The organism is Variovorax gossypii (assembly GCF_003965815.1).
GTDB classification, from domain to species: domain Bacteria; phylum Pseudomonadota; class Gammaproteobacteria; order Burkholderiales; family Burkholderiaceae_C; genus Variovorax; species Variovorax gossypii.
Genome location: NZ_RXOE01000010.1, coordinates 111537 through 125448, shown reverse-complemented (window position 1 = coordinate 125448; position 13912 = coordinate 111537). Strand labels below are relative to the sequence as shown.

At 70.3% G+C, this 13912-nt stretch carries 12 protein-coding genes; 7 read left to right on the top strand and 5 right to left on the bottom strand.

Going from position 1 to position 13912, the window contains the following annotated elements; all coding sequences use genetic code 11:
• Positions 1-19: 19 nt before the first annotated feature.
• The 3 genes from EJP69_RS26950 to EJP69_RS26940 all read right to left on the bottom strand — a co-directional run bounded on the left by EJP69_RS26950 (position 20) and on the right by EJP69_RS26940 (position 3227).
• Positions 20-1489: an amidase gene (locus EJP69_RS26950; RefSeq protein WP_126473373.1), complete on the bottom strand. Its 1470-nt coding sequence runs from the start codon at positions 1487-1489 to the stop codon at positions 20-22.
• An 85-nt stretch (positions 1490-1574) separates the two neighbouring features.
• Entirely contained in the window at positions 1575-2561 is a 987-nt protein-coding gene (locus EJP69_RS26945; protein ID WP_126473371.1) for a helix-turn-helix domain-containing protein, read from the bottom strand.
• Between the two features lie 138 nt (positions 2562-2699).
• Positions 2700-3227 (bottom strand): MarR family winged helix-turn-helix transcriptional regulator, encoded by a 528-nt coding sequence (locus tag EJP69_RS26940; RefSeq protein WP_170217238.1) that lies wholly within the window; start codon positions 3225-3227, stop codon positions 2700-2702.
• A gap of 147 nt (positions 3228-3374) precedes the next feature.
• Between EJP69_RS26940 and EJP69_RS26935 the strand changes: the two genes are divergently transcribed.
• Genes EJP69_RS26935 through EJP69_RS26905 form a run of 7 tightly spaced genes read left to right on the top strand, consistent with a single transcriptional unit; the run spans position 3375 to position 11092 of the window.
• The gene (locus EJP69_RS26935) at positions 3375-4817 is read left to right on the top strand and encodes an NAD-dependent succinate-semialdehyde dehydrogenase (protein ID WP_126473367.1); all 1443 of its coding nucleotides are present in this window, start codon (positions 3375-3377) and stop codon (positions 4815-4817) included.
• A 22-nt stretch (positions 4818-4839) separates the two neighbouring features.
• Positions 4840-6219, top strand: coding sequence for an aminotransferase class III-fold pyridoxal phosphate-dependent enzyme (locus EJP69_RS26930; protein ID WP_126473365.1), 1380 nt, complete (start codon positions 4840-4842; stop codon positions 6217-6219).
• Complete coding sequence (locus tag EJP69_RS26925) at positions 6216-7466, top strand: Tm-1-like ATP-binding domain-containing protein (protein WP_126473363.1); 1251 nt, start codon at positions 6216-6218, stop codon at positions 7464-7466. The genes EJP69_RS26930 and EJP69_RS26925 overlap by 4 nt, the downstream gene beginning before the upstream one ends.
• Complete coding sequence (locus EJP69_RS26920; RefSeq protein WP_126473361.1) at positions 7463-8131, top strand: HAD-IA family hydrolase; 669 nt, start codon at positions 7463-7465, stop codon at positions 8129-8131. The genes EJP69_RS26925 and EJP69_RS26920 overlap by 4 nt, the downstream gene beginning before the upstream one ends.
• Before the next feature lie 11 nt (positions 8132-8142).
• Positions 8143-9534: a transaminase gene (locus tag EJP69_RS26915; RefSeq protein ID WP_126473359.1), complete on the top strand. Its 1392-nt coding sequence runs from the start codon at positions 8143-8145 to the stop codon at positions 9532-9534.
• Complete coding sequence (locus EJP69_RS26910) at positions 9531-10325, top strand: SDR family oxidoreductase (RefSeq protein WP_126473357.1); 795 nt, start codon at positions 9531-9533, stop codon at positions 10323-10325. The genes EJP69_RS26915 and EJP69_RS26910 overlap by 4 nt, the downstream gene beginning before the upstream one ends.
• A complete protein-coding gene (locus tag EJP69_RS26905) occupies positions 10322-11092 on the top strand; it encodes an SDR family NAD(P)-dependent oxidoreductase (RefSeq protein ID WP_126473355.1) in 771 nt (256 codons plus the stop codon). Before EJP69_RS26910 ends, EJP69_RS26905 begins: the two co-directional genes overlap by 4 nt.
• Positions 11093-11101: 9 nt before the next feature.
• Here EJP69_RS26905 and EJP69_RS26900 read toward each other — a convergent pair whose 3' ends face one another.
• Positions 11102-12241: an ABC transporter substrate-binding protein gene (locus tag EJP69_RS26900; protein ID WP_126473353.1), complete on the bottom strand. Its 1140-nt coding sequence runs from the start codon at positions 12239-12241 to the stop codon at positions 11102-11104.
• A gap of 64 nt (positions 12242-12305) precedes the next feature.
• Positions 12306-13826 carry a DHA2 family efflux MFS transporter permease subunit gene (locus EJP69_RS26895; RefSeq protein ID WP_126473351.1) on the bottom strand — a complete coding sequence of 507 codons (1521 nt, stop codon included), beginning with the start codon at positions 13824-13826 and terminating at the stop codon, positions 12306-12308.
• Positions 13827-13912 lie beyond the last annotated feature (86 nt).

Sequence of the window (13912 nt, the reverse complement as noted above, 5' to 3'; positions counted from 1 at the left end):
TGTTGTCGGGTTCCGGAACTCAGTGCGCGTGCTGCAGCAGCGGTGGCCGCATACCCGCGAAGGGCGTGGCCTGGTGCCAGCCGTGCGCCATGCGCAGCACCTCCAGGTCGGCTCCGGGCCTGCCGATGAGTTGCAGCCCCATCGGCAGGCTGCGCGTGCCGGCCTCCTGCGAGAAGCCGGCCGGGATCGCCATCGCAGGCAGGCCGGCGAGCGTGGGACCGATGGTCACTTCCATCCAGCGGTGGTAGGTGTCCATCGCGCGGCCACCCACTTCGCGCGGCCAGTGTTCGTCGGCGGAAAGCGGAAACACCTGCGCGGCCGGCAGCACCAGGAAGTCGAAGCGCTCGAAGAGCTTCAGCAGCGCGCCATGCCACTGCGTGCGCGTGACGGCGGCTTCGTGCAGCATCGCCGCGCTCAGGCGCTCGCCCTGTTCCACTTCCCAGCAGGCTTCGGGCTTGAGCTGCGTGCGCGTGATGGGGTCGGCATGCAGGCCGCGCAGTGCGCCCGCGACGATGAAGCCGCGCAGGCGAAGCCATGCGGTCCACAGCGCGTCGAAGTCGAAGGCGGGCACGGCGGCCTCGACGCTGCAGCCCAGCGTGTCGAAGTGCCGCAGCGCCGATTCGCACAGCGCCATCACGCCCGGCCCCATCGGCAGGTGGCCGCCGAGGTCGCCCAACCATCCGATGCGCCGGCCGCGCAGCTCGGCGTCGAGCGGTTGGGCGAAGACTTCGCCGTCGCCCGCGAGGCTCAGCGGCGAGCGCTCGTCGTGGCCGGCCTGCACCGACAGCAGCCATGCCACGTCCTCCGGCGTGCGGCCCATCGGCCCTTCGCAGCCCAGTTGCTGGAAGAAGAGCTCCGGCCCCGGCCCGGTCGGCACGCGGCCCAGCGAAGGGCGCAGGCCGTAGACGTTGTTCCATGCGGCGGGGTTGCGCAGCGAGCCCATCATGTCGCTGCCGTCGGCCACGGGCAGCATGTGCAGCGCGAGCGCCACCGCGGCGCCGCCGCTGCTGCCGCCGGCCGCGTGATCCATGCTCCACGCGTTGCGCGTGGTGCCGAACACCGTGTTGTAGGTGTGCGAGCCGAGGCCGAATTCCGGCGTGTTGCTGCGGCCGACGAAGATGGCGCCGGCGCGACGCAGGCGCTCGACCATGATCGCGTCGTGTGTCGTGACCTGCTTCGCGAACACCGGGCTGCCCATGGTGGTGGGCATGCCGGCGGTGGCGACGAAGTCCTTGGGCGCCATCGGAAAGCCGTGCAGCCTTCCCACCGCTTCTCCGCGAGCGAGGCGCGCATCGCAGGCGTTGGCCTGCTGCAGCAGCTGTGCCGTGGGCTGCAGCGAGACCAGTGCGTTGACGGTCGGGTTGAAACGCTCGATCTGCGCGAGGCAGGCCTGCATCAGTTCGCGGCACGAGAGCTCGCGGCGCCGCAGGGCGGTGGCGAGCGCACGGGCGCTCAGCGTGATCGGCTCGGTCGACGTGGAGGCGGACATATGGCGGTCAACGATAGCGACCGCCTCGCCAAGCCAGTATCGAAAAACGGCAAACTTCGCGCGCCCGCCGCGCGGGACCGGTGCCTCAGTGGTGCATGACCGCCGCGCTGCGCAGCGTCTGCGATGGCAGCTCGCCGAACTGCCGCCGGTAGTCGGTCGCGAACTGGCTCAGGTGCCAGAAGCCCCAGTGCGCCGCGATGTCCTGCACCGAACGCGATTCGGGCCGCTTGAGTGCGCGGCGCACGCCGTTGAGGCGCAGCGCCCGCAGATAGCGCGCGGGGCTCAGGCCCAGCGTTTCCTGGAAGCAGTAGTTGAGCTTGCGCTGGCTCGCGCCGATGCGGTTGCACACCTCCAGCATCGACAGCGGCTCGTCGGGCCGCGCCATCATCAGCTCGCAGGCACGGCGCACCACGCGGCGCTGCGCCTCGGTGGAGCGCAGCTCGCGCAGGTCCACGTCCTCGGGCAACGCACTGAGCCAGGCCAGCAGCACGTCGTCGCGCAGCTGCATCGTGGCGACGTGGTCGTCGAGCAGGGCGGGCATGGCGTCGAGCGCGGTGAAGGCGCCTCGCAGCGTGCCGCGCAGCGACTGCATCGTCTTCTCGTCGAAGTGCAGCACCACGCGGCGTTCGAGCCACGCGGGCGGTGCGCGATCGTTCAATCGTTCGGCGAGCGACTGCAGCAGCGCGTTGTCGACCACGATGCCCGTCAACTCGAAGCCCGCGGGGCTGCACAGGTCGAGTTCGTCGCAGCGGCCGACCATTACCGAGCCGGTGTCCAGCCGCTGGCCGGAGAAGCGCGCCTCGCCGTCCTGGCGGCATGTGAGCGCGAAGCCGCAGCAGTCGGGGTTCATCTCGCCATGCTGGCGCAATGCGCGGTTGGTGGTCTCGCGCACCAGCCTGAGGCCTGGCAGCTGCACATGATCGAGGAAGCCCGCGAAGCTGCCGCCGGAGAGCATGTCGCACTCCAGGTGCCAGCCGCTCTGGCTGCTGGCGTATGCGTCGATGTCGTGCGTGGTCAGCGTCCAGCGCTCGACTGCGGGTTGGTATTGGGCGGAGGCGGTCTGGCGGTTCATGGCGGTCCGGCGAGTCTTTAGGCAAGGGCGTGCGTGGCCCTCCCTCAAGCAATCTCCAGACCAGATTGTTTCGTTGACAACGATTTCAAAGTGACAGGACAAACCCCTAAGCGCAAGGGGCGAGTGCCTGTGCGCAGGCTATTCGAGCTCGCCGCTGGGCTCGAAGCCGGTGGTGCTGTCGAACAGCTTCTGCACGATGGTCTGCAGCACCTGCTGCTCCTCGGGCGTGAGCTGTGCAAAGAGACGCTGCGCGGTGTCGTGCGCGAGCGGCACCATGTTGCGATACAGCGCGAGGCCTTCTTCTTCCAGCGACACGATGACCTTGCGGCGGTCCTCGGCCGAGGGATGCATGTTGGCCAGGCCCAGGTCCACCAGCCGGTGCTGCGCGCGGCTCACACGGGCCTTGTCCATGCTCGTCTTCTGCGCGATCTCCAGCGCCGACAGCGCGCCGTACTTGCCCAGCACCACGACGATGCGCCACTCCGGAATCTGCAGCGAGAAGCGGCTTGCGATCGACTGGCCCACCGTCTGGCTCACGCGATTGGCGACCACCGAAAGCTGGAAGGGCAGGAAGGTCTCGAGGTCGAATGCATCGACGCTCGCGTTGCTGCGCGCGCGCGTGGAGGTCCTGGAGCTTGGCTGTGATGGAGTGCGTGAACGGGGCACGGTGCGAGTGTGTGGTGTGTGTTCTTGTCGTCGATGGATCGGAGCGAGGAACAGTATAGGAAGGCCTTCGCGCATCGCGAACAGGGCCGCGCGAGGTTTGCCAGTTTTCGATAACGCCGCATGCGGGTCGCTACCTATCGTGCAGGCATGGACTACCCCGAACTCGCACTGCACATCGCCGGCCGGTGGCGCACGCAGACCCAAGGCGGCCGCCGCGCCGTGATCGACCCCGCCACCGAAGAAACGATCGCGCACCTGCCGCTCGCAGGCCGCGAGGAACTGGCCGAGGCCGCGGAAGCCGCGCGGCGCGGCTTCATTCAATGGCGCGCGAAGAGCGCGCTCGAGCGCTGCAACATCCTGCGCGCCGCCGCGCAGAAGATCCGCGAACAGGCGAAGACCATCGCGCAGGTGCTCACGCTCGAACAGGGCAAGCCGCTGGCCGAGTCGGTGCGCGAGGTCACGCTGTCGGCGGACATCGTCGACTTCCAGGCGGAGGAAGCCAAGCGCCTCTACGGCCGGCTTGTACCGCCGCGCGTCGAGGGCATTCTTTCGCAGGCCGTGGTGCGTCGGCCGGTGGGGCCGGTGGCGGCCTTCACGCCGTGGAACTTTCCGGCCAACCTGCCGGCGCGCAAGCTGGCGAGCGCGCTCGCCGCTGGCTGTAGCGTAGTCATCAAGCCCGCGGAGGAAACGCCGGGCACCTGCATGCTGCTGGTGCGCGCCTTCCTCGATGCGGGCGTGCCGCCCGAGGCGCTCAACATGGTGTGCGGCGATCCGGCCGAGGTGTCTTCGTTCCTCATCGACCATCCGGCGATCGCCAAGGTGTCGTTCACCGGCTCGGTGGCGGTGGGCAAGCTGCTGGGCGAACAGGCGGCGCGCCACGTCAAGCGTTTCACCGGCGAGCTCGGCGGCCACGCGCCGGTGATCGTCTGCGAGGACGCCGACTTTTCCTTCGCGCTCAAGAGCTCCATCGCCGCCAAGTTCCGCAACGCGGGCCAGGTGTGCGCCTCGCCGATCCGCTTCTACATACCGCGCAGCCGCTTCGGCGAATGGAGCGAAGCCTTCGTGCAGGCCGCGCGCGCATTGCGCATGGGCCCGGGCACCGACGCTGCCACGCAGATGGGGCCGCTCGCGCACGCGCGGCGCATCGAGGACATGCAGCGCTTCGTCGACGACGCCGTCGAGCGCGGCGCGCAGCTTCTGTGCGGCGGCCAGCGTGCGCAGCGGCCCGGCTACTTCTTCGAGCCGACCGTGATCGCCAACGCACCGCCCGACAGCCGCGTGATGCGCCAGGAGCCCTTCGGCCCCATCGCGGTGCTGCAACCCTACGACACGCTCGACGAGGCCATCGACAGTGCCAATGCCTTGCCCTACGGCCTCGGCGCCTACGCCTTCACGCGCGACCTGCACACCGCGCACCGCCTCGGCGAAGCGCTGGAGGCCGGCATGGTCGGCATCAACCACTTCGGCGTCTCGCAGCCCGAGATGCCTTTCGGCGGCTGGAAGGAAAGCGGCATCGGCCAGGAGATGGGTGCCGAAGGCCTGCTGCACTACACCGAAGTCAAGACCCTCACCGTCGGCGTGCCCGCCTGACGAAAATTTCCGGAGACAACGCATGACATCGACCGATGCCGCCGCAGTGGCGGCACTCAAGCGCGACAACGCCCAGTACCTGTGGCACCCCATGGCCCATCCGCAGGCCATGCAGAAGGCGAAGCCGGACATCATCGCGCGCGGCGAGGGCTGCTGGATCTGGGATGTCGACGGCCACAGGATGCTCGACGGCGTCGGCGGCCTGTGGGCCGCGAACCTCGGCCACAGCAACAAGGCGGTGCGCGACGCCATCGTCGCGCAGCTAGACGAGCTGCCCTTCTACAACGTGTTCCGCGGCACCACGCATCCGCGAGCCATCGAGCTGTCGAAACGCATCGTGCAGACCATGGAGCCCGACGGCGTGACGGCCGTGTTCTTCAGCAACGGCGGCTCCGACGCGGTGGAAGGCGCGCTCAAGCTCGCGCGCCAGTACTGGAAGCTCAAGGGTCAGGCCGACCGCCACAAGTTCATCGCGCTGCGCCAGGGCTATCACGGCGTGCACTTCGGCGGCATGAGCGTCAACGGCAACCTCAACTTCCGCCGCGCCTACGAGCCCCTGCTGCCCGGCTGCTTCCATGTCGACACGCCATGGCTGTACCGCAACCCCTACACGCAAGACCTAGAGGAGCTCGGCGAGATCTGCGCCACGCTGCTGGAGCGCGAGATCCTGTTCCAGGGCCCCGACACCGTCGCCGCCTTCATCGCCGAGCCGATCCAGGGCGCGGGCGGCGTGATCGTGCCGCCGCCCAACTACTGGCCGCGCGTGCGCGAGATCTGCGACAAGTACGGCGTGCTGCTGATCGCCGACGAGGTCGTCACCGGCTTCGGCCGCGGCGGCGCGATGTTCGGCACGCGGCTGTGGAACGTGAAGGCCGACCTCTGGTGCCTCGCGAAGGGCATCTCCTCGGGCTACGTGCCGCTGGGCGCCACGGCCATCGGCGCCAAGGTGGCCGAGGCGTTCATGGACGACCCGACGGGACAGGCCGCGGTGGGGCACGGCTACACCTACAGCGCGCATCCGGTGGCGGCTGCTGCAGCGTTGGCCACGCTCGACCAGATCGAGGCACTCGACGTGCCCGGCAACGCCGCGCGGGTGGGCGCGCATTTCCAGGCCCGCGCGCGGCCCTTCGCCGAGCGCTTCAGCTTCGTCGGCGACGTGCGAGGCATGGGCCTGATGCTCGGCATCGAGATGGTGGCCGACAAGGCCACGCGCGCCACGCTGCCGCGCGGCAACCCGGTCGCGGCGAAGGTGGCGCAGGCCGCCTACCGGCGCGGGCTGATGGTGCGCATCTCGGGGCCGAACCTGATCCTCTCGCCGCCGCTGGTCATCACGCGCGAGGAGGTCGACTTCATGGTCGATGCGCTCGAAGGCGCGTTCGCCGAGGTGGAAGCGACGCTGTGACTTCGACCGTTCCGACCATCCTCCTGATCGGCACCGCCGACACCAAGAGCGCCGAGCTGCTCTTCATGCGCGAGTGCATCGAGGCCGGCGGCGGCCGCGCGGTGGTGATGGACGTGGGCGTGCTCGACGGCGCGCCCTTCGTGCCGGAGATCACCCACGTCGAAGTGGCCGCGGCGGCAGGCAAGACCGTCGCTGAAGTGGCGGCCAGCGGCGACGAGAACACCGCGATGACGCTGATGGCCCACGGTGCCGCGAAGCTCGCCGCGCGCTGGCAGGCCGAGGGCCGCATCGACGGCATGCTGGCGCTCGGCGGCACCATGGGCACCGACCTCGCGCTCGACGTGGCGCAGGCGCTGCCGCTGGGCGTGCCGAAGGTGCTGGTCTCGACGATCGCCTACTCGCACCTGCTGCCGCCCGAGCGCATTCCGCCCGACCTGATCATGGTGCTGTGGGCCGGCGGGCTCTACGGCCTCAACAGCCTGTGCCGCTCGGCCCTGAGCCAGGCGGCCGGCGCGGTGCTGGGCGCCTGCCGCCAGGTGCGCGCGCCGGCCTTCGGGCGGCCGCTGGTGGGCATGACCTCGCTGGGCTCCAGCGCGCTGACCTACATGAAGACGCTCAAGCCCGCGCTGGAGTCGCGCGGCTACGAGGTCGCGGTGTTCCACACCACCGGCATGGGCGGGCGAGCGTTCGAGGCGTTGGCCGCCGAGGGCCGCTTCTGCGCGGTGATGGACTTCAGCCTGCAGGAGCTGGCCAACCAGCTCGGCGGCTCCTGCGTCAACGCGGGCCCCGACCGGCTGCTGGGCGCGGGCCGCGCGGGCACGCCGCAGATCGTCGCGCCAGGCGCGATCGACATGCTCGACTACCCCGCGTGGCAGCCCATGCCCGCGGGACTTGAAGGCCGGCCGGCGCACATGCACAACCGGCTGCTGGCCTCCGCGCTGAGCGCGCCCGATTTCCGCCGTGGCGTCGCGGCCGAGATCGCGCGCCGGCTGGCCCGTGCCGAAGGCGCCACCTGCGTGCTGATGCCGCTGCTGGGCATCGAAGGCTGGGACCGCCCCGGCGAGCCGCTGCACGACCCCGAGGGCCTCGCGGCCTTCACCGACGGCCTGCGCGGCAGCATCGGCAGTGCCACGCGGCTGATCGAGCTGGACGCGCACATCAACGACGACGCCTTCTGCGACGCCGCGCTACGCGTGTTCGACGCATGGGTGGCCGACGGCACCGTGCCCGCCGGGAGGCCCGCATGAGCCGAGGCACGCAGGCACTTGTGCTGGACTTCGGTGGCGTCATCAGCCGCACGCTGTTCGAGACGCACGCGCTCACCGAGGAGGCGCTGTCGCTGCCGCGCGGCACGCTGACCTGGCGCGGCCCCTTCGACATCGCGAGCGATCCGCTGTGGCGCGACATGCAGGCCGACAAGATCTCCGAGCGCGACTACTGGATGGCGCGAACCCGCGAAGTCGGCTCGCTCGTTGGCGAGCGCTGGGACCGCATGGAAACCTTCGTGCAGCGCGCGCGCGGCGCCGACCCCGAGGCGGCGATCCGGCCCGAAGCGATCGCGGCCATCGACGCTGCGCGCCGCGCGGGCTGCAGGCTCGCGATCCTCTCCAACGAGCTCGACCTGTTCTACGGCGCCGACTTCCGCAAGCGCCTGCCCTTCATGGCCGCCTTCGACGTGGTGGTGGACGCCACGCACACCGGCATCCTTAAGCCAGACGCGCGCGCCTACCGGCAATGCATCGAGCAGCTCGGCCTGAGCGCCGATGCATGCGTGTTCGTCGACGACCAGCTGCGCAACATCGTCGGCGCCGAACGCGTGGGCATGCGCACCGTGCACTTCGACGTGATGCATCCGGGCGCGAGCTATGCGCGCGCGCTCGGGCTTCTTGGCGTCGCTTCTTCTCTCGACTGAGCTTCCTTCCGATGACACCGACCTTCGAACCGACTGTGCCACGCGAGCGCGTGCAGGCCCTGATGCAGGCCGAGCAAGAACGCTACGCGCGCACCCACGCCCGTTCCGGCGAACTCTATGCCCAGGGCCAGCAGGCCTGGCTCTACGGCGCCCCATCGCACTGGATGCGCCGCTGGATCGGCGGCTGGCCGCTCTACGTGCAGGACGCGCAGCTGCCCTACGGCGCGCGCTTCGTCGACGTGGACGGCAACGGCTATGCCGACTTCTGCCTCGGCGACACCGGCGGCATGTGCGGCCACGGCCATCCCGCCATCGTCGAGGCCATGGCTCGGCAGGCGCGCGTTGGCACCTCGCTGATGCTGCCGAACGACGATGCGGCCTGGGTCGGCGAAGAGCTCGCGCGCCGCTTCGGCCTGCCGTACTGGAACCTCACGACCTCGGCCTCGGACGCCAACCGCGCCTGCATACGGCTGGCGCGCATGGTCACCGGCCGGCCTCGCGTGCTGGTGTTCTCGGGCTGCTACCACGGCTCGGTGGAAGAGGCGCACGTTGAGCTGCGCGACGGCGCGGTCGCGATGCGCAACAACATCCACCCCAACGGCTTTCCGCACGACAAACTTTCGGCCGTGGTCGAGTTCAACGACCTGCCGGCGCTGGAGCGCACGCTGCGCGCCGGCGACGTGGCCTGCGTGCTGGCCGAACCCGCGATGACCAACTACGGAATGATCGCGCCCGACCCCGGCTTCCACGAGGCGCTGCGCCGCCTCACGCGCGAGACCGGCACGCTGCTCGTCATCGACGAGACCCACACCATATCGAGCGGACCCGGCGGCTACACGCGCGAGCACGGGCTCGAGCCCGACATGTTCGTGATCGGCAAGGCCATCGCGGGCGGCATTCCCGCCGCAGCCTTCGGGCTGAGCTCGGAAACCGCCGAGCGGGTCTGGCAGGTGCTGCCCAAGCTGCATCCCACGCAGCGCCAGTCGGCACATGCCGGCTTCGGCGGCACGCTGGCGGGCAACGCGCTCACCGTGGCCGTGATGCGCGCGGTGCTCTCGCAGGTGCTCACGCCCGAGGCCTTCGAGCGCATGCGCACGCTCGCGCAGCGGCTGGCCGATGGCGTCAACGCCAGCATCGCGGAAGCGGGCCTGCCGTGGCACGCCACCAAGGTCGGCGCGCGCGTGGAAACGCTCTTCTGTCCCGACGCGCCGCGCAACGCCGCCGACGTGCGCCGCACGCGCGACGGCGACCTGGAGGCGCTGCTGCACCTCTACCTGATGAACCGGGGCGTGCTCATCACGCCCTTCCACAACATGATGCTGTGCTGCCCGGGCACCACAGAGCGCGAGGTGGACGAGCACAACGCGGCCTTCGCCGAGTTCGTGCGGGAGTGCAGGGGATGAGCGCGGTCGATCCCTTCGGGCTCGAAGGCAAGGTCGCGCTCGTCACCGGCGGCGGGCGCGGCATCGGCGCGGCCATCGCGCAGGTGTTCGCCGAGGCCGGTGCCTCGGTACTGATCGCCAACCGCACCGGCAGCGCGGGCGAGGCGGTGGCGGCTGCGCTGCGCGAGCGTGGCCTTTGCGCACAGGCGCTGGCCTGCGACATCGGCCGTCGCGACGAGGCCGAACGTGCCGTGGCCGAGGCGGCGCGCATCTTCGGCGCGCTCGACATCGTGGTCCACAACGCGGCCGTCAATCCCTGGGCCGCGATCGACGCGATGAGCGACGATCAACTCGAGCAGACGCTCGCCGTGAACCTCAAGGCCTGTTTCTGGCTTGCGCAGGCGGCGGTGCCGCACATGCGCGCGCGCGGTGGCGGGCGGTTGCTGGTCACTTCGTCGGTCACGGGGCCGCGCGTGGCGATGCCGGGCAGCGCGCACTACGCGGCGAGCAAGGCGGGCGTGAACGGCTTCATCCGCACTGCTGCGCTGGAGTACGCGCGAGAGGGCATCACCGTCAACGGCGTGGAGCCGGGCTACATCGCCAAGCAGGGCGGCTCGCTGCTGTCCGACCCGGCGAAGGCGGCGCGCATCGCGCGGCACATTCCGGCGGGTGAACTCGGGCGGCCCGAGGACATCGCGTACGCGATGCGCTTCCTGGCCAGCCCGGCGGCGCGCTACATCACGGGGCAGACCATCGTGGTCGATGGCGGCTCCACGCTGCCCGAGAGCCCGTTCTTCGCGGAGCAGGCATGACCGGGCGCCTGCAGGGCAAGGCCTGCCTGGTGGTCGGCGCAGCCACCGGCATCGGTGCAGCCGTGGCCACGCGTTTCGCCGCCGAGGGCGCGCGCGTCGCGGTGGCCGGCTGGCCCAGGCCGCAGTCCGTAGGCGAGGGCCCGGCCTTCGATTGCGACGTGACCGACGACGCGGCAGTTCGCGCCACCGTGGCAGCGGTGCAGGCCGCCTTCGGCCGCCTCGACGTGCTGGTGAACTGCGCAGGCATCGTGCGCAACGACGACGCGGCCGACATCGACGACGACGACTGGGGGCGCCTGCACGAGGTCAACCTCGGCGGCACCATGCGCTGCCAGCGCGCGGTGCTGCCCGGCATGGTGGCTCAAGGTGGCGGCGCCATCGTCAACATCGCCTCGGTCGCGGCCTTCAATGCGGGCGCTGGCATGGCGAGCTACGCCGCGAGCAAGGCCGGCGTGGTCGCGCTCACGCGTTCGGCGGCGCAGGCCTACGGGCCGAAGGGCGTGCGCGTGAATGCGCTGTGCCCCGGCTGGGTCGATACGCCGATGAGCCGGCAGGAGATGCGCGACCTCGCGGCCGAGCGCGGCATCGACGAGAGCGCCGCGCACGCCCAGACGGTGGCGCGCATCGCGCTGGGCCGCATGGCCACGTCGGAGGAGATGGCGGCCGTGTGCCTGTTCCTTGCGAGCGACGAGGCTTCCTTCATCACCGGCGCGGCGCTGGTGGCAGACGGCGGTGCTCGGGTGCCTGCGGCGGCGCGGGCCGCGTGAGGGGCGTTCCTAGCGCAGGAACTTGCCTTCCTTCGTCACCCGCACCATCTCGATGAAGCGCGAGCCGGTGTTGCTGGTGCCGGTGAAGTCGATCTCCATGTTGCTCATGCGCAGCTTCATGGCCTTGAGCGTGGCGTGCAGCTTCGCGCGCGTGAGGTCGCGGCCGGTGCGGCGCAGCGCCTCGATCATCACCATCGCGTTCACGTAGCCCTCGTAGCTCAGGTAGCCGATGTCCACCTTGGCGCGCTCGGCGAGCTGGCGGTATTCCTTCGCGCCGGCGTCGACCTCGCTCCAGGGGTAGGGCACGATCTGCGAGATGGCGAGGCCGCTGGTCTTGTCGCCCACCAGCTTCGCGGTGACGTCGCCCGGCACGATCGACATGCCGTAGAACATCTGGCGCCCGCCCGCGGCCCACGCGGCTTTCATCACCTCGCCGCCGATGCCGCCGCCCAGGTACATGATCACGGCCTGCGCCTTGCTGTCGGCCAGTGCCTTGCCGGACGCCTCGTTGGTGGTGCCGTCGCCCTTCACAGCCACCGCCGCCTCGGGCTTCAGCTTCAGCGCGGTCAGTGCATCGCCGACGAGCTTGGCGACCTCCGCGCCGCCCGGGTTGTCGAGATAGGCCACGGCGATGCGCGAGACGCCGATGGTCGTCAGGTGCTGCACCAGCGCCTGGGCCTCGCGGGCGAAGGTGGCGCGCACGAAGTAGCCGGCGCCGCCGACCTTCTCGCGGGCCGAGTCCGATACCGCGTAGCCGCCCACCGTCGGCGCGCCGCTCTGGTTCAGCACCTTGGCCCCCGCGGCGGTGGTGGCGGAGCCGACACAGCCGAAGAAGGCGAAGACGCGATGTTCCGCCAGCAGCTTTTCGTAGTTGGCGACGGCCTTCTCGGGCTTCAGCTCGTCGTCGAGCGAGACAAGCCTGATCTTGCGGCCCGACAACCCGCCCTGCGCATTGACCGCGTCGAAGGCCAGCCCTGCGCCGGCCATCACGACCTTGACCGGCACGCCCAGCGGGCCGCTCAGGATGCCGGTGTGGCCGAGGACGATCTCGCTGTCGGTGACGCCGTTCTCGGCGGCCAGGGAGGATGAAAACGGGCCGAAGCCGGCCACTGCCGCAGCCGAGGCGGCGATGAAGTTTCTACGGTGCATGGGGCTGATTGCGATACAACTGATAACAATTGAATGCGAAAGCCCCGTCTTCCGCCGCCGGGGTTTACCCCGTGTTGCGCGGCGGCCCCGCCGGCCTCACGGGGTTCCCAGACCCCTGGCGCAGTTGCCAGGCCGCGCAGATGGCCAGCGCGCAGAGCCCGGCGAGCATCGCGAAAACCTCGTCGAAGGCGGCCAGCCGCGCCGGACTGCTCATCGGGTTGGCCAGCGAATCGCCGTGCGCCGCGAGGCGCCACTCGAGCACGATGGCGCACAGGCTCACGCCGGCGGCGCCGCCCAGCATGCGCACGAAGTTGATCGCGCTCGCGCCCTGCGGAATCAGCGGCTTGGCCAGCGGCCGCATCGAGCCCAGGTTGAGCGAGGGCAGGATGAAGCCCAGCCCGATGCGCCCGATGATCGCGAAGGCCACCAGCAGCCACAGCGCGCTGTCGAGCCGCAGCACCATCATCAGCGCGAACGAGGCCGCCAGCAGCGCGAGGCCGATCGTCACCAGCACCCAGGTCGGGTGCTTGTCGGCCAGCCGGCCCACGCCGGCGATGGTGAGCGCCAGCACGATGCCCGCCGGCAGCAGGATGGTGCCCACGTGCGACGCCGACAGGTGCAGCCCCACCTGCATGTACACCGGCAGCAGGTAGGTGGAGCCGAACAGCGCCGTGCCGTAGATGAAGGCGACCACGCTGCCCATCGCGAACTGCCGGTACTGGAAGAGCGCCAGGTTCATCAGCGGCGTGCCGCCAGATGCCGCGAGCCGCTTCTGCCACCACACGAAGACGCCGAAAGCCACCAGCGCGCCCGCCAGCAGCAGCGCCGCCTGCAGCGGCGAATCTCCGCGCAGCGCCACCAGGCCGTTGAGCAGGCACAGCGTGCCGACCGTGCCCAGCGCCAGTCCGCGCGCGTCGAGGCCGTCGCCGCGCGTGGCGGCCACCCCTCCGGGCGCGGTCTTGGGCACGAACTTGTAGGCCAGCCAGAGAGAGGCCAGGCAGAACGGCACCACCATGAAGAAGATCGAGCGCCAGCCGAACAGGTCGACCAGCACCCCGCCGATGCTCGGCCCGATGGCCGGCGCCAGCACCACGCCCATGCCGAAGATGCCGCTCGCGCGCCCCTGCTCGTGCGGCTCGAAGGCGCGCAGGATGATGATGGCCGGAATGGGCTGCACCACCCCCGCCGCCAGCCCCTCGGCCACGCGCGCGAACAGCACCAGGGAGAAGTCGTTGGCCACGCCGCCCACGATGCCGCCCACCAGCAGCAGGAGCATCGTGCCCACGTAGGTGCGCCGGTAGCCGTAGCGCGACAGCAGCCACGGCGTGGTGAGCATCGACACCGTCATCGCCACCATGAAGCCCGAACTCACCCACTGCGCGCGCTCCTGGCCGAGCGAGAAGTGATGGCTCATTCCGGGGATCGCCACGTTGACGATGGTCGAGGACATGATCGACGCCATCGTTCCCACCATCACGGAAAGCAGCAGGTACCAGCGGTAGCGTTCGCCATAGCGCTGGCGCAGCGTGCCGATGGAGGGCGGGGCCGGCGTGGTCGCGGCTTCTTGGGGCTGTGGGGAGGTCATGGGGCGGCGGAATGTCTCGGGTCCGTCGTCCTACAAGCATATCGGGCTTTGCGCGGCGGCAAATGAAAGGGGCGGCCGCAAAATCG